Source organism: Natrinema versiforme (genome assembly GCF_005576615.1).
GTDB classification, from domain to species: Archaea; Halobacteriota; Halobacteria; order Halobacteriales; family Natrialbaceae; genus Natrinema; species Natrinema versiforme_A.
On sequence record NZ_CP040331.1, the window covers coordinates 199808 to 219444 of the forward strand.

Annotated in this window: 16 protein-coding genes and 1 pseudogene; 7 read left to right on the plus strand and 10 right to left on the minus strand. The window is 53.2% G+C overall.

Annotation, left to right across the window (positions count from 1 at the left end; translation table 11 throughout):
• Window positions 1-276: 276 nt before the first annotated feature.
• The 3 genes and pseudogenes from FEJ81_RS19645 to FEJ81_RS19655 form a co-directional block, all read right to left on the minus strand.
• Window positions 277-1950, minus strand: coding sequence for a transposase (locus FEJ81_RS19645; protein WP_138246961.1), 1674 nt, complete (start codon window positions 1948-1950; stop codon window positions 277-279).
• A 270-nt stretch (window positions 1951-2220) separates the two neighbouring features.
• Window positions 2221-2508: a hypothetical protein gene (locus FEJ81_RS19650; protein WP_138246962.1), complete on the minus strand. Its 288-nt coding sequence runs from the start codon at window positions 2506-2508 to the stop codon at window positions 2221-2223.
• Between the two features lie 192 nt (window positions 2509-2700).
• Window positions 2701-3034, minus strand: a pseudogene (locus tag FEJ81_RS19655) (site-specific integrase); the annotation flags it as partial.
• A gap of 901 nt (window positions 3035-3935) precedes the next feature.
• Here FEJ81_RS19655 and FEJ81_RS19665 point away from each other — a divergent pair.
• Window positions 3936-4604: a nucleotidyltransferase family protein gene (locus FEJ81_RS19665; RefSeq protein ID WP_229504802.1), complete on the plus strand. Its 669-nt coding sequence runs from the start codon at window positions 3936-3938 to the stop codon at window positions 4602-4604.
• 69 nt (window positions 4605-4673) lie between these two features.
• On the opposite strand, the gene FEJ81_RS19670 is transcribed toward FEJ81_RS19665, so the two are convergent.
• Complete coding sequence (locus FEJ81_RS19670) at window positions 4674-4907, minus strand: DUF2061 domain-containing protein (protein ID WP_138246963.1); 234 nt, start codon at window positions 4905-4907, stop codon at window positions 4674-4676.
• 367 nt (window positions 4908-5274) lie between these two features.
• Between FEJ81_RS19670 and FEJ81_RS19675 the strand changes: the two genes are divergently transcribed.
• Window positions 5275-5733: a CoxG family protein gene (locus FEJ81_RS19675; RefSeq protein ID WP_138246964.1), complete on the plus strand. Its 459-nt coding sequence runs from the start codon at window positions 5275-5277 to the stop codon at window positions 5731-5733.
• A gap of 111 nt (window positions 5734-5844) precedes the next feature.
• Here FEJ81_RS19675 and FEJ81_RS19680 read toward each other — a convergent pair whose 3' ends face one another.
• The 3 genes from FEJ81_RS19680 to FEJ81_RS19690 all read right to left on the minus strand — a co-directional run bounded on the left by FEJ81_RS19680 (window position 5845) and on the right by FEJ81_RS19690 (window position 9106).
• Window positions 5845-7266, minus strand: a complete 1422-nt coding sequence (locus FEJ81_RS19680) for a UbiD family decarboxylase (protein WP_175416497.1) — start codon at window positions 7264-7266, stop codon at window positions 5845-5847.
• A 167-nt stretch (window positions 7267-7433) separates the two neighbouring features.
• Window positions 7434-8432, minus strand: a complete 999-nt coding sequence (locus FEJ81_RS19685; protein ID WP_138246966.1) for a TAXI family TRAP transporter solute-binding subunit — start codon at window positions 8430-8432, stop codon at window positions 7434-7436.
• Window positions 8433-8548: 116 nt separating this feature from the next.
• Window positions 8549-9106: a UbiX family flavin prenyltransferase gene (locus tag FEJ81_RS19690; RefSeq protein WP_138246967.1), complete on the minus strand. Its 558-nt coding sequence runs from the start codon at window positions 9104-9106 to the stop codon at window positions 8549-8551.
• Window positions 9107-9449: 343 nt separating this feature from the next.
• On the opposite strand from FEJ81_RS19690, the gene FEJ81_RS19695 reads away from it, so the two are divergent.
• Complete coding sequence (locus FEJ81_RS19695) at window positions 9450-11351, plus strand: TRAP transporter permease (protein ID WP_138246968.1); 1902 nt, start codon at window positions 9450-9452, stop codon at window positions 11349-11351.
• 126 nt (window positions 11352-11477) lie between these two features.
• Here FEJ81_RS19695 and FEJ81_RS19700 read toward each other — a convergent pair whose 3' ends face one another.
• The 3 genes from FEJ81_RS19700 to rdfA form a co-directional block, all read right to left on the minus strand.
• Entirely contained in the window at window positions 11478-12359 is an 882-nt protein-coding gene (locus FEJ81_RS19700; RefSeq protein WP_138246969.1) for an amidohydrolase family protein, read from the minus strand.
• A gap of 3 nt (window positions 12360-12362) precedes the next feature.
• Entirely contained in the window at window positions 12363-14309 is a 1947-nt protein-coding gene (locus FEJ81_RS19705; RefSeq protein WP_138247170.1) for an archaea-specific SMC-related protein, read from the minus strand.
• Between the two features lie 64 nt (window positions 14310-14373).
• Window positions 14374-14988, minus strand: coding sequence for a rod-determining factor RdfA (gene rdfA, locus FEJ81_RS19710; protein WP_138246970.1), 615 nt, complete (start codon window positions 14986-14988; stop codon window positions 14374-14376).
• 292 nt (window positions 14989-15280) lie between these two features.
• Here rdfA and FEJ81_RS19715 point away from each other — a divergent pair, with 292 nt between their 5' ends.
• The 4 genes from FEJ81_RS19715 (at window position 15281) to FEJ81_RS19730 (ending at window position 19622) form a co-directional block, all read left to right on the plus strand.
• Window positions 15281-16570: a benzoate/H(+) symporter BenE family transporter gene (locus tag FEJ81_RS19715; protein WP_138246971.1), complete on the plus strand. Its 1290-nt coding sequence runs from the start codon at window positions 15281-15283 to the stop codon at window positions 16568-16570.
• Between the two features lie 47 nt (window positions 16571-16617).
• Complete coding sequence (locus FEJ81_RS19720) at window positions 16618-17493, plus strand: DUF6282 family protein (RefSeq protein ID WP_175416498.1); 876 nt, start codon at window positions 16618-16620, stop codon at window positions 17491-17493.
• A 70-nt stretch (window positions 17494-17563) separates the two neighbouring features.
• A complete protein-coding gene (locus FEJ81_RS19725) occupies window positions 17564-17977 on the plus strand; it encodes a PaaI family thioesterase (protein ID WP_138246973.1) in 414 nt (137 codons plus the stop codon).
• 70 nt (window positions 17978-18047) lie between these two features.
• Entirely contained in the window at window positions 18048-19622 is a 1575-nt protein-coding gene (locus tag FEJ81_RS19730) for a class I adenylate-forming enzyme family protein (protein WP_175416499.1), read from the plus strand.
• The last annotated feature ends 15 nt before the right edge of the window (window positions 19623-19637 follow it).

Genomic DNA, 19637 nt, shown 5'->3' on the forward strand with positions numbered 1-19637 from the left:
AGCAAGTCGTACTCTACTTGCTATCTGTTTCTCTTCTAGCTAGGGAGAAACAAAGCCACGCATCAAAATTATCCTCCGAGGTTGTGAAAGTTGAGACTACAAGGGGTTAGCGGGCCCGTGATGCGTTGTTTCAGTCGAATTTCGTCACGGAATCAGACTTAGGGAGTCTCTGAGAACACCATTCTTGTTCACTGCTCAACTGTTTCAGCGATTTTTTCGAGAATATACCCAGTGTTACCACTCAAGAACAGGTATTTGGCCGGCCTGAGCGGCTGTCTATCCGATTCCCGTCTCCTTCTTCAAGAGTGTAAGTTTATTATCCGCTGTCACAATCGGCAAATGCTCGTACTCGTCAGTCAACTCGACCTGCACGAGCAAATCGACGGCTCTCCAGATCGAGTACAGCAGGCAGGCGAACGCGAAGTAGAAGAATCGCAGCCCGAAATTCTTCGACGTCGTCGCGGCCATGAATCGCTTGATCGACCTGTAGCCGCTCTCGATTTCCCACCGACACCCGTACTCAGTGAGAAATCCGCTCACGGTATTGGTCATAAACACCGAGTACTGCCGGTGGTCGTCGTGCTCAGCGTTCTCTTTGCGCCGGTAGATCAGCGTCGTTGAGTGCCACTCGTTGTTTCCGAGGTGGAGCTTCCGGTCGGTCTCGTACCGATCTTGGCCGTGTTGGAGCAACCGCTTTGCCTGAGCTTTCTCGCTGGTCTGCATCCGTTTCGGGACGACATACGACAGCCTGCGCTGGCTGATCATCTCCAGGACGTGCTGGCTATCGAACTCCCGGTCCATCAGGACGTTATCGACGTGGACCAGTTCCTCGGTAGAGTCCAGCAAGTCTTCGACGATCTCTTTGCGTGACTCACCCCTCCGAACTGGACGAGCATCCAGCACAATTGGAACCGCATTGCCGACCAACTGGACAGTGGCCCACTGGTAGGCGTACTCGTCGGTGTTCTCCTTCGTGCCGATGATCTCATCCTCGTGGCCCGTTCGATCACCGGTGAAGGGGTCAGCTTCGGTAATGTCGATGGCAACGATCCCAGCTCGGAAGAACTGCTCTGTCTCCGCAACTTCGTTCAGGAGCCAATTGATGGCCTGCCGGTACATCTCTCGGACCTGTGGAATCGAGAGGTCGCGGATGTGCTCGCGATGGGCGTGCCCCAGCGGTGTCCGGTCACGCGTCGATTCATAGACGAAACTGCGAGCCCCTTCGTTCGCAGCCAGTCTCTCGCGAAGTCCGAGATACGTCTGTAAATCCCAGAAGGCGTTCTGGTGGATTTCACAGCCCTCACCACGATCCAACGAGAACGCTGGGAAGACGACGCGGCTGACGTGGTCCGTAATCGGTGCCGCTTCGTCGAGGACAGCTTGATCGTCTGGGTGTGGTTCGTCCTCTTTGTCGTGAGATGGAAGGTGCCGTTCTGGTTCGCGCGGAACAGCGACACCCGCGTTCTGGGCTTTGATGAGGATGGTCCGCGCAGCTGTCTCGACTGTACTGCGAAGCTCGGCAGTGAATCGGTTGTGCCAGCTGCGCCACAGCGTCGATTGGTCCGGTACTACCTCCAGGTCTAATTGTTCACAGAGTTCTGGACGACAATTGAAGTACTCAACGAGTGCCGTCTCGTTATCCCATCCGTAGAGTTCCTTCAGAACGAACACCCGAAAAAGCGCATCCATCTTGTAGCGTCTTGCATTCGCGTAGCGGTCGTGGGCCTCGAACCGGAAGTAGGCTAACGGGAGCGAGCAGACGAACTGCTCAACTGAGTCGTGAGTGTCGTGTTTGAACCAGATTCCCGAGACGATGCGAACGTCCGATTCCAACCCGGCAAGCGAGGTTCGGTCGTACAGTGGTGTTGAATCGTATACTGGCCAGTCAGCGTACGACCGTCGTGCGATTCGTCGGAAGACAGCTCGGCGAGACTCACGAACCGTAGTCACTACGAGATACTGGCCACGACACACTCAAGAATCCGTCCAACCGATCAGTACAGGTGAAGAACACGTCGCTCAGTATTAGTAACAGTCTTCCGTAATCGCAAATACTACGTCGGCGGAGTCAGTCGTCAGGTAGGTTCCGGGAGGATAGTCGGGATTATCATAAGAGGGAAGTGATTCAAACGCATCTCTAACTTCTTCTATTTCATCGTCTGATTTTGGAGAGATATTGAATTGCTCATATTCTCCGCTTTTCCTTGTTGTTGTCGTATATTACTTATTCGAAGTAGTTGCCTTCTCAAAAATACGCTTTATACTACCAATAGCCAGCAGGTGTTCCTCTTCGGCAGAGACTATTTGAGCGTCTTCTGGTGGCTCTTCAAGTATTTCGATATGAAGTGAACAGGAGAGTTGAGGAGTTTCTTCGGTTCCATTTGTTTCAGTTGAATTATTATTTTCTTCTCTGGTTGGCGTCTCTGTTTCATCGTTGGCAGTAAGACACCCTGCAAAAAAGGGCAAGAGGCCGACACCAGTAGACCCAAGAATCTGGCGGCGATTCATAGTAAAGTAATTATAATTTACTGTCATAAGTCTTCTCATAGGTTAAACAGCCGTTTTATTCTCTGGTACTTGTTCAGTGCGCAGACCTACCCAATAGCCGTTGCAGAATAGAGTGTAATCAAGAACCAAACAAAACTATCCTCCGAGACATGGCGAAACTCTATGCATTGAGATGACTGGTCTCAACTACTGGCACCATGCAGAGATATAGCGGTAATAGGTTTGTACAGTGTTCTGTTTGATCCCTCGGTCACCGGCGAGTACCGGTATACTCGCGGAACACGCGTTTGTCGAGGTCCTCAAAGGTGGATTCACGGTCGATATCGTCGGGAACAATCCCGGTCCAGTCGTCGTCGCCACGATCACCGGCGGCCCACTCAGCGAACCGCTCGAGTTCGCGCGCTGCGTTGTGTCGGTAACTCCCGCCGTCGCCCCCACGCCCCTTTCCCTTGTCTTGGAGGTAGCGCTCAAACGAGTCGGTGAGTGGGGTCAATTGTGTTCGTCCGGTGGGTATATTCCGGTCCATAGTGTTCTTTTGAAGTGTCCGACGTAGTCAGTCACACAGACAGACGCCCTTCCCGGATCTGACTCACAGCAAACGGATGGACTGCGATTGCGAGGTCAGTCATTGCTTCCGTCTGTTCTTCAGTTGGACGACCGCCGCCGTAATCGACCACGGTCGGTTCACTCGCGAATTGTATCAGGGTCTTGATGAGCTCAGGTGCTGCACCTGGATCGACGAACGAACAGAAGAACTACCGTTATCGGAGAAAAGTCGATAGCTCAACATCTTCGGCTGCTTAGCGTAGAACGCTCTCACCAAGCAATCTGGTATTTCAATCAACTGTCTTACAGCATCCCAGACCTGTGACAGTGGAACTATCTCGAGTCGCTATTGATGAGATTTCTGTCAAAAATTAACTTCGTCTAATCTTGGTCATATACTACAATATTCCAGATTCAGGTCTTATTATTGATGTCGCAGTGCTCGGACCACGAGATACCGACCAACCGCTGATCTCCTGCATAAATTGTCTAAAACACGATATTTCCAACACTGTGATTTTTGGCAATTGCCTCAACTATCTAAGCTCTTCTTCTGATTAAGGTTGAACAGTAATCTTAACTATATCGATCGGAGACTGATAGAAAAGCGATTTCGCACCTTGACGATGAGAATTGTCGTTTTACGACTCGTGGGTAGGTAGCTAGGCAGCGTTAGAGACTATATTGAATACTTTATGCACAACTATAACGCATTACAGTCGTACAAATAAGTAAATATATGTGTTCTAACAGAGGTACTAAACTATATAGTTCACTAAATTAGCGTCCAGTATAATATGTTTCTATTGGTGACAAGAACTGGTCTGTCTCGTCCCAAATTCGAAACGGGTATGCCTATTGCGGTTTTCACTAGTGAACGAATGAGTCCGGTTCAGGATAGAAACGAGTATACGGACTCACTTCCTGTGATGTCAGTTGTTGATTCAGACAGTGCACGGGATCGTGACTTAACCATCTGGGGCGTTCTCCTCGCAGCCGGCACCAGCAATCGATACGGAACGGAAAATAAGCTACTTGAGTCAATCAGCGGTGAACCGATCGTCCGGCATGCGACACGGACACTCGTTTCGTCCAGCGTGGATGGCGTCACGGTGGTTGCCGGATACCAAGCGGACGACATTCGAACTGCTGTCAGCGGGCTCGATGTGGAAATACGCGTCAATGACGACTACGAAAAGGGACAGAGCACAAGCGTGCAGACGGGAATAGAAACGGTATGCAAGCACGAGGCCGACGCGGCGGTAATCGCACTTGGTGATATGCCATGCGTTGCATCATCGACGGTCAATCAACTCATCGCCGCATACGTTACTGAAAAACGGCCAGCGCTTGCAGCTGCCTACAGGGGACAGCGTGGAAACCCAGTCCTATTCGATGCTCAGTTCTTCGGTGCACTCCTCAGCGTTACGGGAGACAGCGGTGGCCGACAACTTCTTCTCTCCGCTGACGACGGGGCTGCTGTGGAGACGGCCGATCCCGGGGTTCTCCGGGATATTGACCTCCCGTCTGACTTGCGTAATCTCGAATAATTCTACGACCTTCGACGACTACCGAGAATTGTAGTTTATCACATGTTTCGTATGGATGCCACAGCGGGATTAGGTAATTACTCCCCATGTGATTCGATCCCATATACGTTCATACAGATAGTACGTTCCTGTCTTTAATAAGTTGGTTATAATACCTATATTAATTGCATTACTTATATCACCAGTTATAATCCACGCAATGGTTACGGTAATCGTTAGCATAAACAGTCGATAACACAGCGTTTTGACGATAGCACGTTTTTGGGCTTGTAGCGTTGACTGTGAGATCACGTTCCGCACCATACGATGTCTTGGTGGTTGATCATATAAATAACCGATATTGGCAACACAGTTGCCGATTGATAACCATACTTGGTTTCTTTCATCGGAGTCCCCGCAGTGCTCGTAACGATAGATGCAATCTGTGGCGGACTATCGACTTCGATTTCCACATGTCCGTTACAAACGATCGTTTGTAACTGAGAGCTCTGATAACAATATCGAATCGGATGCGTTCCGCCACGGCAATCTGCGGGGATGCGACATCTGACCTCACCTCTCAGTACTGAACCTCGTATACCCTCGTGTTACACGCATACTTGTGTAACAACCTCCGTATTTTTCCCGAAGATTTATACGTATCTTCCCGGTATGGGAGAACGTCGCAACAATGGAGATCAACGGTGAGCAGACTATCGGACAGGAACCGGAACAGTTGTGGGAAACGCTTCTCGATGCCAAAACGCTCGAGGAGACAATCCCCGGTGCAAAGACCTTAGAGCGAAACGGTGACCATTACGAGGGTACCCTGGAGCGGGGACTCGCAGGCATCTCGTTGACGCTCTCCGCGGATGTCGAAATCGTGGACAAGGAGGAACCGAACTGGCTCGAATGCGAGATCGAGGCCATTGACAACACGATTAACAGTCGCGTCAACGGGACGGCACACGTCGACTTCGAGGCGACCAACGACGGTGAGACGAATCTCGTTTACAAGACGGAGTTCGATTTCTCCGGGAAACTCGCTTCGCTCGGATCACGAATCATCAAACGGAAAGTCAACAAGGACCTCAACACCTTCTTTACCAACGTCGAGGAGTACGTCGAGTCGCAGGAAGCCCACGCATAGTCAAACGGGTCCCATAGCACCCATTTCGTAGCTGGTAGTGACATTGGACACTGCTGGAACTACGTACGCAAAACGAATGCAAAGCGTGTTCAGTGATTCGAGCACCACGGTCTACCGGTCCGGCATGTCCAAGGTTTTCGTCGCGGAATCCAGGAACTCCTCAACGTCAATCCCGGCTGACTCGAGTCGATCGGGGTACTCCTCGTCCAGTTCCATCGTCGCGTCGATACCGCCACGGGCAGTGATCTCGTAATTTTCAGCGGAGGGATCAAGAGTTATCGAACTGAAACCGCCTTCAGCAATCAGATCCTTATCCCACTGAGATCGTGTCGCAATGGCCCAGAGAATATCTCTGTCATCGAATAGATTCACGTCCGAGTCAACTATAATTACGTGTTTGACAAGATCGTACGGCGCGAGTGCTGCGAGGATTGCGTTCCGTCCCTGTCCGGGTTTTTTCTTATCAATTTTCACGTAACAGTGTTGGCGGCAGTTACCCGACGGTGGTAGATATACGTTTTCGACGGACGAGACAGTTTCCTTGACGCTATCATAAATACGCCCTTCAATGGGAATGCCACCGAGATTCAAGTGATCTGGGTGACCGGCAAAGATATCGTGAAAAATCGCATCTGACCTGCAGTTCATTCCTGACACCCGGACTTTGTGTCTATCTGCCGCTTGGTCCCCATAATAGCCAGCATATTCACCGAATGGTCCCTCTTCAATCCGATCGCCTGCTTGTACTTCCCCCTCGAGAACGATCTCCGCGTCCGCTGGTATGAGAAGGTCGTCACCTAGGGTCGCCGACTCCACAACAGGTAATGCCGACTTCCGCATCCCGCCGATCACATTGTACTCATCGATGTCGATCGAATGGAGCGTCTGAGCACCGAAATGGAATGTCGGATGATGACCCAAGACGATCGCGATCGGCATGTCTTCGTCGTTCTCCTCGTATGCCTCGAAATAACTCGCGGTGTGACGACCTGGGATCATAAATAATCCAAGCTCGCGAGGCCCGCGGTACTCAAGTCGAATCGTCGCGGCGTTGTACCCCCAATCCTTGTCCGGCGGTGACGGAACGATACAGACACCGGCCGTGATATATGGTCCGGCATCGCCCTCGTGATGGGTGATGATTGGTAGCGTCGAGAGATCACAGTTTTGTCCTGTTACGACGTGATCCTTGACAGGAGCAGTCGCCGATTCCGTTCGTTGGGGTTTGATTTGCCGCTGCTGGCGCTCCCGTTCGTAATATTCGAGTCCAACATCTCTGACGGTCGAATTAAGCGCTTGCGCACAACGTTTTCGATCGGCGAAGAGGTTCGTGACGACTGGATACTCCGCTTCGGTTCCGTCGATCGCGTTAACGGAGTCGAACCAGACGGCCGGTTTCTCGTGAGCCTGTTCGAATGACCAGAGTACTTCCGTCACTGCAAGATCGGGTGAAATCGGGTTCGTAATCTCGGTTAGGCCCTCTGATTGAGCAATCTCCGAGAGGAACGTTCGTAAGTTTGAATTATCTGTCATTATTCGTCGAGTCCTCATCAGAGGTAATCCGATAATGATCCGTAAAGAGACGGGTTGCGGCACAACTTTCCCCCTGAGGAACTACGTACTCACGGTTGTCGGGTATTCGGTATCAATACAGCAACCTAGAAGCCCGATCAAGGATTGCTACTACCGGGCGTTCGAACTCAGCGGTGACCCTGCTCGGTGAGGAAGTCTTCCGCACCTTCATGGAATGGAATCTGAACCCATTCATCACTCGCGCCGCTTTCCGGTTCGAAGACTTCGAAGGCAGTGGTAGCAGCCTCAATCGAATCCTGTTCTTCGATGACGGCCTCGGTTATCGAACTGGCAATCTCGTTGTCCAGGCTCTCGGTAGTCATGAGCATCGATCGATACCCGACCTGGCGGATATCGTCGGAGGCGTTGAATTCGCCTTCTGGGAGATCGGGCATATCTAACCATCCCCGCTCGGTGAGATAGTCAGCAGTTGTCTCATCGTGGGGCAGGAACTTCATATCGACGCTATTGGTTATTTCCGTCCACGTGGGATGTCCTGGTGTGGCCACCTGGCCCATTCCTTCTAGATCACCACCTTCGATGGCTGAGACCATATCGCCGAAATCCATTCGCTCTATTCGACCGCCCCAGTTTTCGATATCCTCAAACGTGATGTCATGGGCATTAAGCGTCTGTTCGACACCAACTGCACCCAAACTCCCCGCAGTCGCGATCGCGAGTTCGAGTGGATACTCCTCCTCACGGAGTTCTGCGAAAGTGTCTATCGGGGTATCTTCGGTGACAGCTATCGGTAGCCAGTACGTGTCGAGATGGCCGACGAGTGCTCGTATCTCTTCGTACGAGCCGTCATCTTCGAAAACGAACTCTCCGTTTTGTGCCCACCTCGCACTTGTCGGTGCAGTAATTCCGAAGTCTGCGACTCCTTCGCGATGGAGATCAACGCTCCCAACTCCGCCTCCTTCGGGAACGACATCAACAGTTGACCCATCAGGGAGATAATCAGGAACGACATCCGCGATTGCCGAACCGAGGACATACCATCCCGTCCCCTCAACGAACGTCGACATACTCAGCGACTCTCCTACGTCTCCACCCATGCAACCGGCGAGTCCTGCGACGCCCGTTACTGATGCTGTACAGACTCCAAGATACTCTCTTCGGCGCATACCACTATGTCATATCATACCATCACATATATAATTATCGTACATACGGGAAGGTAGAAGTGGAATATTATCTTCTATAGATGGCCTCAGTAAGACTGGATCTCTAAACCGAGGAATTAGTGGCCTTCCCAGCGCGTTAATTCATCGGCTTCAACACCGATCCGGTCTAGCATCTTCGCTGCAAACTCGTCTATCAGTTCGTCAATCGATTCAGGATCAGTGTAAAATCCTGGTGCCGCGGGAGCGACAATCGCTCCTGCCTGACTGAGTTTTCCCATGTTTTCCACGTGGGTGTGTGATAGCGGTGATTCACGGAACACGACGAGAAGATCTCGCCCCTCTTTGAGGCAAACATCAGCAGCACGTGGAATAAGTCCCTCACCGATACCGTTGGCCATGTATCCTAACGTTTTCATCGAACAGGGACAAACGATCATTCCGTCGAAATTGAACGAACCGGACGCTATACAGGCTCCAATATCGTTCGGGTTATGAACAACATCAGCGCGTTCCTCGATCGTCGACGGTTGGAGATCAGTTTCAATGCTCATCACGTACCGGGCGTTTTTCGAAATTATCAGGTGGGACTCAACGTCTGTCTGTTCCAGTAATCGAACGAGAGCGGCCCCATACTGAATACCGCTCGCACCGGTGATACCGATTATCAGTTTCATATTAGCGGGAGGTCTTCCACTCCTGGAAGATTTCTGTATTTCAAATCGTATTCACTTCCCTTTAGACGGTATACCAATAGATACTGACTCTGTACTTATAATCGTTTCCCACAATCATCTCGGTCAGCAATAGCTTCGGAAATGATTCTATCTCGACTAACTATATTTTCAAATCAGCAAAGATATAGCATAGTGATGAGCCAAGAATTATATACCATTATAGTAGATGTGTTCCCATGGGGCACAAGCCACCGAACCACACACTAGCAGGTAGTGCTCAATGGTCAACTGATCGCGTTACAGCCAATAGAGAACGACAATACGACCAACACGATCTGAAATAATGATTGGAAAAACACGGGATATCGATCTGAACTTGAGCGACTGGCGAGACTACTACATCTGGCTTATCGGTGTTCCCTGGGCGATTTTCCATCTCTATGCCGGGTTGCGGTACGTGAATATATTGACGCTGACGTACGTCCACGTCATGGCGGCAACATCCGTCGCATTCGCACTTAATCCGACATCGATACCAAGGCTTAGCGAGCGGATCAATTCGATTATCGATATCGTTCTTGTTCTCTCACCAGTAATCATCATGGGATATCTTCTCATGATCCAAGAGCGGGTTATGACCCGTATTCCGCAAGCTCACGAGGTAACTACGTTGGATCTGTTTTTCGGAACGCTCACTGTGATTCTCCTGCTCGAGGCGACAAGACGCATTATCGGCGTTGCTCTCGCCGCGATAGCGGGAACGTTCATCGCGTACGGTTTCCTGGGACCGCTTCTGCCACCGATTTTCGCACACAGTGGACTCGATTATACGGGGATTATCGACATTCTCTTTCTCACTGAACAGTCATTTTTTGGAACACCAGCGAAAATGTCGGCCCGATACGTGTTCCTGTTTGTCCTCTTCGGATCGATCCTCCTTCAAAGCGGGGCTGACGATAATTTCCTTGACCTCGCGAAATCCATCGGCGGGGACCTGAAAGGAGGTGCAGCCAAGATCGCCGTCGCCGCCAGTGCCTTAATGGCGACGATCAACGGCAGCGCCGTGGCTAATACGGTTTCGACCGGGTCGATTACGATTCCGATGATGAATCGATCGGGATACGATGCCGAGAGCGCTGGTGCGACAGAGTCGCTCGCTTCAACAGGTGGGCAACTGATGCCACCCGTAATGGGTGCTGCGGCCTTCATTATGGCAGACATCTCCGGAATACCGTACTTCGAAATAGTTATTTATGCAATCATTCCATCAATCCTGTTTTACGTCGGCGTTTATTCGTCTGTCCACTTCGAGGCCACTCGGCAGAATATCGGAACGGTTGACACCGAGGATATTCCACCGCTAGCAACGTCCATCCGTCGGTCACTTCATCTCTCAATCCCTATTCTCGGGCTATTGTTCGTAATGTATACGACGATGAATGTCGAATACGCGGCATCGGTTACCGTTCTACTGACGTTCGTTACGGTCGCGTTCCACGAAACGACTCGCATGTCGTTCGTCGATTACCTCGGGGCATTCAAACGAGCGGCAGAGATGGTCGTTTCAGCGGCCATTCCGTGTGCAGTAGCGGGTATTATCATCGGCATCGTCTATTATACGGGCATCGCAGCGCGGATCACGTCCATTATTCTCTCTCTCACGGCCGGAATGCTCGTTCCTACGCTCATTCTGGTTGCGGTTATCTGTCTCGTTCTGGGTATGGGAATGCCGACGACTGCTGCGTACGTGACCGTCGCGGTCCTCGCCGTTCCAACGCTTATCGAACTCGGCATGCCGACGATTTCCGCACACCTCTTCGGCTTGTATTTCTCAGTCATCTCAATGGTCACACCGCCGATCGCGATTGCGGCCTTTGCCGCGTCGAGTATTTCCGGCGGGAGTTCATGGAAAACGGGAATACAAGCGTTCAAGATGGGACTAGCAATCTATATCGTCCCTTTCCTGTTTCTCCTTCACCCGTCATTATTAGGAATCGGTACGTCGATCGAGATCGGTCAGTGGTTCGCTATCGCAACGGTCGTCGTTGTCGTGATCTCCGCTGCGGGAGTCGGATATCTGTTCACAAAACTAACGCTTATTGAACGGGTCGTTCTCCTCGTTGGCGCCCTCGTCACGGTCTTCGCATCGTCGTTCTACTGGATCGGGCTCCTTCTGATCTTCCTCGGTCTACTCAGTCAGGTGAAGATCGGCGCCGATATCGTCGCGAGTTGGCGAACCAGCTAACAGACATCGGAATTCAGGCTGCTCAATCGGAATCCAGAAACAGATCGTGAGAAGAACCGGTTTACACTGATTTCGCTATCCGGCTTGTCTTCCACCTCTCGAGACGCATCCTACGGTAGCGGCGGTTCACTCCCCAAAATCGGCATCAACGCCGTAGAAGTCGATCGCATTTCGGTAGAATACGCGGTCGCGTGCTTGAGGGAACGCCGCCGCCGTCGCGTCGATCAGATCACCGTACACTACCGAGTCCGGATAGGTCGGATAGTCGGTACCGAACATGACGCGGTCCGTGTACCGACGAATCCGCTCGATCGGGTATTCCTCGTCACGAGTGCCGATTAATTCGTGTACCTGCTCGCCGACTGCGACTGCAGTATCGAACGCAACCCTGTCGTACCGGTCCGCGAGGTCGAGGAACGCGTCTGTTTCGAACAGCCCGAGGTGAGGAATGCATAGTCGAAGCCCGGGAAAGCGCTCGAGGACACGCTTCGTCGCTTCTGGGCCAACGAGGTCAGAGTCCCGATAGAAGGGATGAGAGGATGCGTGAACGATGACGGGGAGATCATGTTCAACAGCCAGTTCGTACACCGGATCGAGTCGAGAGTCCGAAGGCGGGAACTCCTGAACCGGACAGTGAAGTTTGACGCCTGCGAGGCCGGCATCAAGTCCTTCTTGGACGATATCCACAGGATTGTCGTCCCTTGCGTGGACGGTGGCCAGTCCGACGACATGATCAATTCCGACGACGACATCCGCGACCGTTCGATTCATCGAGCGAGCGACGCCGGGTTTGTGTGCGTACGGAAAACAGACTGCCCCATCGAGGGTGGTCAGGTACTCGAACACGTCGGCTTTCGTAACGGTAGGGAGCGTCCAAGAAACCTCCTGATGGAACCACTTCCGGATCGCCTTAAGAACGCGGTCGGGTAACAGGTGCACGTGTGCGTCGATGATCGGCCGATCAACCTGGTGAATCGCATCGAACGGCTCTGAGTCAGTACCACTCATCCGTTAGATCTCGGTCACACGGTGATACTGCTCGTCAACCGCCTGCGCATCCTCAGGGAGAAGTGCGACGACGAGGAACTCGGCATACTCCTCGAAGTAGTCAACAAGTGCGGCGATACGGTTGGAATCGATGGCTTCCAGCGAATCGAGCAGCATGAACGGCACTTCATCATACACCTCGTGCACAAGATATCCCGCGAGAGCGAAGACGAGACCGGTCACCTCGCGCTCGGATTCGCTGAGATGATCGACGGTGTCCTCGTAGGCAGTGCCGTCCGCTGTCGTCCGGACCACATGGAGGTCGAACTCGGTCTTTGGGATGCTCCGTCGCCCGTCGCGAACAGTCGTTTCCTGGCGTTCGATCCAGATCCGTTCGAGGTTATCATAATCGAGCCGTTGAATGAGGTTTTCCATATGGTCATTGAACGCCTCGACCGCGTCGGCCTCAATGTCGTTGATCCGGTTGCGAAGGTCCGTAAGTCGGTCGGCAACCGACTTACGCTCCTCTTCGATCTCCGGGATTTCAGTGACGTCAGCTTCGATGTCGTCAATTTTCGCGCCTATCGTCTCGAGATCAGATTCAAGTTCCTCGATGGTGAGTGCTAATTCGTTCTCGCGTTTGTTGAGTTCAAGGACGCGGTCGTCATCCCGTTCAGGTTTGGCTTCCTCGAGTTCACGTTCGAGTTCGCCGACCCGTTCGCGCAACGTCTCGCGCCGGTCGCGCAACTCCTCAATTCGCTGGGTCTGTTGCTCAATCCGATCGTCGATCTGCTGGAGTTGTTGGTCGATTTGCTCACGGCGCTGCTGTTTTTTTTCCGTTTCACGCTTTCGCTCACGGAGATCGTTCAGTTCGTCTGAGATATCCTTTCGCTCGGACATCTTCTCTTGGCGAAACTCCTGCAGGTCCTCAAGCGTGTCCTCGATTTCGCTCCGGTCAACGGTCGACCCACACGTCCAACAGACAAGGTCCTGCTCGGTCATCAGCCGATCGGTTAGGTCAGTGTCCTCGTCGGACGGTACCACTACTTCGCGAAGCTCGGAGTCCGCATTGTCGATGATCTCTTCGTTAAACTGGATGATGTTCTGAAGCCGATCGAGCAGGGAACCGAGCGCCCGTCGACGCTCCTGTAGTTCGCCGATGCGCTGTCCGAGTTCGTTGATCTCTTCAACCGATGTCGGGAGTTCCGAGCGTTCCTCTCGAAGATCAGATCGTTCGTTCTGGAGTGCCTCACGCTGGGTCTTCTTGTTGTCGAGTTTCCGGTCGATCTCATCGAGTTCTGCCTGTGTATCGTTTAACTCTGTGAGTGTCTCCTGATATGCTTCGCGCTGGGCCTGCATCTCATCGACTCCTGACTCCGCAGCTTCGAGTTCCTCGCGGAGATTTTCAAGATCCGCCCGTTTGTCCGTCAGTTCGTCGGCAATAGAGACCCGCTCGGACTGCAGCTCCGGGAGTCGCTCCTTGCTGGTGCGAAGTTCGGCGAGCTGATTGTCGAGTTCGTCCTTCCGCCGTTCGGCCTCGGAGATCTCCCGTTCGATCTCATCGGTATCAACGGGGCGCATGATGACATCATGAAGGTCATCACCCCGAGTGACGGTTCGACGCGCTTCGTTCGATTCAAGGAGAAATGCAAAGAGGTCAGCGAGCGTCGAGTCCTCGAGATACGGATCGTCGCTCATGGTCGTCGTGTTGCCGCTGCGTTCGAGGGTTCGGGTATACGTTACCCCTTGAATCGTGAGTTCAACGGAACCCTGGTCGGCGTCGCCTTTGAGCGCGACATCATTGCTACCAAGAGCAGCCATGATAGCGCGCAGTAGCGACGTACGGTTCGTTGCGTTTCGTCCTTGTAGAACGTTCACGCTGGGAACGAACTCAACCGACGTTTCTTCGATACCGCCGATCCGCTCTACGGAGAGAGCGGCCCTGGCGTCAGCCGACGTCTTTGGTTTCATGGTGTCTCCTATCGAGTACACAGCCAAAACTCTAACCCTATTATTAGCTGACCTAGGGAAGAAACTACATCTGACAGTCGCATCCACCAGCCTCGAGGAGATCGGTAACATCGTGAAGCGTTCCGCAGTGTTCACAGGAGATACGGAAGTTGATCAGGACTTCGAACTCATCGATATCGAGTTTGCCGCCGTCGCGGAGGCGGGCCACCGAATCGTCGACTACAGACTCGGCGCGGTGCTGGATCGAGTGAATTCGATCTCGTTCCTTCTCAGTGGTGAGTACGTTGCGTTCCTTTTCGACATCGAGACAGTTCCTGAAGTGCCGGTACATCGTCTGATGGGAAACGAATTGGTTCTGGAGGCGGTCGACATCGATACCATTTCTTTCGAGGGTCGACTGTGCTTCGAGTCGAACGGCCTCTAACCTATCCTCATCAGTGAGCAACTCATAGAGGTTCTCGACACGCCCCTCTACCAATTCGATATTTGCGTCGCGCATCTCGGCGCGGAGGAGACGCTGATTGAACCGGTCGGCCAGCGTCCGGACACTTTCTTCCTCACTGTGCGCGCCAGTCCAGCGTGCAACTAACTCCTCGTAGAGACTATCGAGTTCGTATGCGTCGGCGAGAGTGCCGATTTTGCACGTACACGTCGATTCGGGTTGATTGTGTTGGGTCATTGCCTATGTGTTACAGACTGCTTTTGTAACTTTTGCTTTTTCTTTGCGGCTATTCGGGGACAAGATTTGGATTTAATCACCGGTACGGCTCGGATCAGAGCAGATTATCGCTAATCGAGGCACTATTGTTCTGATAGTTCCATCCTGTAAAGATGTTGGCAAATCATTTAAGATGGGCATTATCCAATTCGAGGGGAACTGACGATGAGCGGTCACGGGAGATCACTGCCAAGACTGAAGTGCATATCAGAGAAAGGTTTATCACAATTGATTCAGAACTACACCACGGATTATGTCGAGACGATCGTTAGCAGACACCATAGAAAGTGGTCCAGGATTCCGAGAGAGCATCGCTGACTTCGGAAAATATCTCGACTTGAGCAAGGCTGGAGCGGGATTAACCGCGGCAATCTTCGGTTGCACCGGTCCAGCGCTAATCATTCTCAACGCTGCAAACGAGGGCGGGCTGTCGAATTCCCAGGCCGTATCGTGGCTCTTCAGCATTTATGTCTTGGGTGGGTTAATGACGCTCGGAATGGCGCTATACTACAAACAGCCGATCATGGGAGCATATACCATTCCCGGCGCGGTGATGGTCGGTGTCGTACTGGCCGATTTCAATCTCGCGGAGGCAGCCGGTGCCTATTTCGTATCCGGGGTACTCGTATTCTTGATCGGGATATCGGGATCGTTCCGAAAAGTCGTCGAGTTCCTTCCCCAACCGATCATCATGGGGATGATCGCTGGTGTCCTCATCGAGTTCACCATCGGCATTATAACCGCCGTCTCGGAGGCACCGATCGTTGCGGGAGCCGGCTTACTTGGATTTTTGCTGTTTTATCGATTCGTTCCACAGATTCCGGGTATCGTCGGCGCAATCGGACTCGGTGCTGGTGCCGCCGTCTGGGAGGGTGCGACTGCGCTCTCACAGGTGTCCATATCCATGGCCCAGCCGGTACTCGTCACGCCCGTCATCACTTTCGATTCAATCATCACTATCGCGATTCCGCTGACGGTGATGGTCATCGGGGCCGAGAACATGCAGGCAATCGGCGTTCTCCAAGCTGAAGATTACGATCCACCGATCAACTCGATGCTGATATTTAGCGGTCTCGGTGGGATAGTCGCGAGTCTTATGGGCGGACACAACGCGAACATCGCGGGACCGATGACCGCGATCACAAGCAGCGACGAGGCAGGCGACCAGAAGGATGGGCGATACGTCGCGTCGGTCATCGGCGGCATCCTCTTCAGCGGCTTCGGCTTCATCGCTGCAGCGGCGACCTCAATTGTCAACGCAATCCCGGGGACATTGATTTCGCTGCTCGCGGGTGTCGCGATGATTGGTGTCCTCATAAGCGCTTTCGAGGAGTCCTGGGCGACATCAGAGAAGTATCGGTACGGGACATTCTTCGCGCTCATTATTGGGATGTCGGGAATCTCACTGCTGGAGATCGGCGCACCATTCTGGTCGCTCATCGGCGGCGTCGGTGTTTCGCTCATCCTTGAGCCGGACGACTGGGAATTCCTCTTTGGTACCGATTCCGAACCAGCTGATCCGAGTCCGACAATCGACGACTGAAGGGGACAACCAGTAAGTATAAGGGCGCCTACGGACCACTCATGTCTATGACGTCGAGTGACCTCGAGTCCATCGACCACCTTGTAGAGGGTGCAGTTGACACACATATGCACACCGCGCCGGGAGCATTCCCCCGGCATGATACCGATTTCTCGGCCGCCCGGAAGGCCCAACAGCACGGGATGCGTGCCATCGTCACGAAGAACCACCACTTTGAGACCGCCTCTCGAGCACAGAACGTTCGGGACGAGCTCGGGTTCGATTTATTGGGCGGGATCACGCTCAACGAGTGGGTCGGTGGATTGAACCCATACGCCGTCGATGGCGTTGCGAACTTCGATGCCGACATCATCTGGATGCCAACGATCACCGCTGCGAACCACTTGGAAAACGCCGCAGTTCAGATGTTCGAGGCTGAAGAGGAAGAAAAAGCCGGGATCACAGTCCTCGACGACGGTGAGTTAACAGACACGACCCTCAACGTTCTCGATCGGATCGCCGAACAGGGGTTCGTCATCGGCCTCTCCCATCTCAGTCCCGAGGAATCGATCGCACTCGTCGACGAAGCGACCGATCGCGGCGTCGACGAGTTCCTAGTGCAGCATCCCCACGCGAACTTCTTGGACTACAGTCTCGATCAGATGCGAATGATAACCGATCTCGGAGCGACATTGGAGTTCCACTACATTTGCACCAGCGAGATGATGGGGAACGCCGCGACGGTAGACGATTATGTCACCGCGGTCGACGCCGTTGGGCCGGAGAACGCCGTAATGGCAACTGACGGCGGCGCAACGGCGAACCCGCCAGCAATGGAGCAGTTCAAACGGTTCATCCGAGCGATGTTGAGAGCAGGGGTTTCCGAATCGGAGATTGAGACGATGATCAAGGAGAACCCGAAACGTATCTTCGACTTGGACTGATCTCTTCAGCTGCCGAAGACAGACGGATCGATATCTATTTGGCACTAGGAAAAGAGATTTTCCTTGCTACATGTCCGAGAAAGTGGACCAAGAGATGGAGGACTACTTCGAAACAATGCCGTTTCTCGAACTGATCGGCATCGAGGAAGCCATCGTTGAGAACGGTACCGCTGAATTCCGTGTCCCCTACGACGAGAGTATCACGAATCACACCGTCGTTCACGGCGGTGTGATGGCGACGCTGGTCGACGCTGCTGTCGCCGGTGCTATCCATAGCGACGCTGAGGCGACCCTCGAAGAGATGGAACCACTCACTATCGATATGGACGTCAATTATCATGCGCCAGTTACGGACGGTGAGCTTGTCGCACGCGCCAACCTGATCCAGCGCGGCGGTACCATCGCTGTCGGCGAAGCCGAGGTATTCAATGACGACGATCTCGTCGTCTCGGGGAAGGCAACATACTTCCAGAAGTGGGAGTAGAACGGTACTGCAGTAACATCAGTCCAAACACTTTTACTACGACTCCACCATTTTACGACTGCCGATGAATATGGGACTGGTTCTCAATCGGGCGGTGGATCGGACGCCGGATACCGTCGGGATCGTCGATCCGATCGCTGACGTTCAGTACACGTATCAAACGCTATACGACCGGAGCATTGCGGTCGCAGCGGTTCTCAAATCCCGCGGAATCGGCGAAGGAGACCGCGTTGCCACGGCCATGCGGAACCGAGTCGAGTTAGTAACACTGTACTGTGCGACGCAGTTGCTCGGTGCCGTTTTTGTTCCGTACAACTTCCGGGTTTCGGCGGAAGAGTTGACACACCTCGTCGAGAATTCGACGCCCGACATTCTCTTTTTCTCGAGCGAAGTGGCCGACGCTGTCGCCGACGGTGAATGGAACACTAATCCGTCGCTTGTGTCGATCGATGCTGATTCAGAAAGTTCGGAGCGGTACGAAGCATTTCTCGAGGCCAGTGGTCCGGACTCATTCGAGCCGACGTTTGTCGACCCCGACAAGACGAGCGTCATCCTCCATACTGGCGGGACGAGCGGCAAACCAAAGGGAGTTCCGCGAACTCACCGAAACACGTATGCAGCGGCCACAGCCCACGCGCTCCAGAACTCGTGGTCGCAGGGCGAGTCGACGCTCGGGCTTATGTCACTGTCGCATACTATGGGCATTCACGCGCTCGCGTCGATCCTTGTTCTGGGCGGAAAGTGGGTTGCCCAGCGGGAGTTCTCGGCCACCGACACGGTCGATCTCATTGAGTCGGAGGAAATTACGAGCCTCTATCTCGTCCCGACGGTATACCACGACCTCCTGCGTTCGGATGCCGCTAACCAGGCCGATCTCTCGTCCGTTCAGCACGTCGCCTATGCTGGGTCGAACATGAATCCGTCCATCGTTCGCGAGATTGAATCACAGTTCAACCCCCAGACGTTCGTTAATCACTACGGCAGCACCGAAGTGTACACACACGCAGTCTGCAGTTGGGTCAGTGAAAAACCCAACTGCGTCGGCCGTGCCGGAATCAACACTGCCGTGCGCGTCGTTGAACCAAGCGACTTTGGCCAACTGGATCCGAATGATACCGTCGATCGGAACGATCTGGGAGAAATAATCGTCGACACGTCGTCGCCCGAGGCATTCGATGGGTATCTTTCCGAGACGACCGACGATCGGTCACTAACCGATGGCTGGTTTTTCACGGGCGATCTCGGCTATCGGGACGAAGACGGCGACCTCTACTTCGTTGGACGCGTCGACGACATGATTATCAGCGGTGGTGAGAACATCTATCCCGTTGAGGTCGAGTCAGTCCTCGAGCGACATGACCTTGTCACCGAAGCGGCGGTCGTAGGGAGACCGAGTGAGCGATGGAACCAGACTGTCGCTGCGTTCGTGACGCTAGCGGCGGATCCGTCTGGCACCGACTTCGAAACCGCTGCAACCACTCTCGACGACCACTGTCGCGAGAGCGAGGAGCTGGCGGACTTCAAGCGGCCACGACGATACTGCTTCATCGACGAATTTACAAAGAGCAACGTCGGAAAGATATTACGGAAGGAGTTACAGAAGCGAGATCTAAACATCGATGTACACGGCGAAATCGACGTGTAGCCCGCAAACGAGAGT

What these genes read in the sequence shown, in the direction of transcription:
- FEJ81_RS19675 (WP_138246964.1), top strand. Translation starts at nt 5,275, where the DNA reads ATGGAGATCAACGGTGAGCAGACTATCGGACAGGAACCGGAACAGTTG.
- FEJ81_RS19730 (WP_175416499.1), top strand. Translation starts at nt 18,048, where the DNA reads ATGGGACTGGTTCTCAATCGGGCGGTGGATCGGACGCCGGATACCGTC.
- rdfA (WP_138246970.1), bottom strand. Translation starts at nt 14,988, where the DNA reads ATGACCCAACACAATCAACCCGAATCGACGTGTACGTGCAAAATCGGC.
- FEJ81_RS19670 (WP_138246963.1), bottom strand. Translation starts at nt 4,907, where the DNA reads ATGGTGCGGAACGTGATCTCACAGTCAACGCTACAAGCCCAAAAACGT.
- FEJ81_RS19725 (WP_138246973.1), top strand. Translation starts at nt 17,564, where the DNA reads ATGTCCGAGAAAGTGGACCAAGAGATGGAGGACTACTTCGAAACAATG.
- FEJ81_RS19680 (WP_175416497.1), bottom strand. Translation starts at nt 7,266, where the DNA reads ATGACAGATAATTCAAACTTACGAACGTTCCTCTCGGAGATTGCTCAA.
- FEJ81_RS19695 (WP_138246968.1), top strand. Translation starts at nt 9,450, where the DNA reads ATGATTGGAAAAACACGGGATATCGATCTGAACTTGAGCGACTGGCGA.
- FEJ81_RS19705 (WP_138247170.1), bottom strand. Translation starts at nt 14,309, where the DNA reads ATGAAACCAAAGACGTCGGCTGACGCCAGGGCCGCTCTCTCCGTAGAG.
- FEJ81_RS19720 (WP_175416498.1), top strand. Translation starts at nt 16,618, where the DNA reads ATGACGTCGAGTGACCTCGAGTCCATCGACCACCTTGTAGAGGGTGCA.
- FEJ81_RS19715 (WP_138246971.1), top strand. Translation starts at nt 15,281, where the DNA reads ATGTCGAGACGATCGTTAGCAGACACCATAGAAAGTGGTCCAGGATTC.
- FEJ81_RS19700 (WP_138246969.1), bottom strand. Translation starts at nt 12,359, where the DNA reads ATGAGTGGTACTGACTCAGAGCCGTTCGATGCGATTCACCAGGTTGAT.
- FEJ81_RS19685 (WP_138246966.1), bottom strand. Translation starts at nt 8,432, where the DNA reads ATGCGCCGAAGAGAGTATCTTGGAGTCTGTACAGCATCAGTAACGGGC.
- FEJ81_RS19650 (WP_138246962.1), bottom strand. Translation starts at nt 2,508, where the DNA reads ATGAATCGCCGCCAGATTCTTGGGTCTACTGGTGTCGGCCTCTTGCCC.
- FEJ81_RS19665 (WP_229504802.1), top strand. Translation starts at nt 3,936, where the DNA reads ATGAGTCCGGTTCAGGATAGAAACGAGTATACGGACTCACTTCCTGTG.
- FEJ81_RS19690 (WP_138246967.1), bottom strand. Translation starts at nt 9,106, where the DNA reads ATGAAACTGATAATCGGTATCACCGGTGCGAGCGGTATTCAGTATGGG.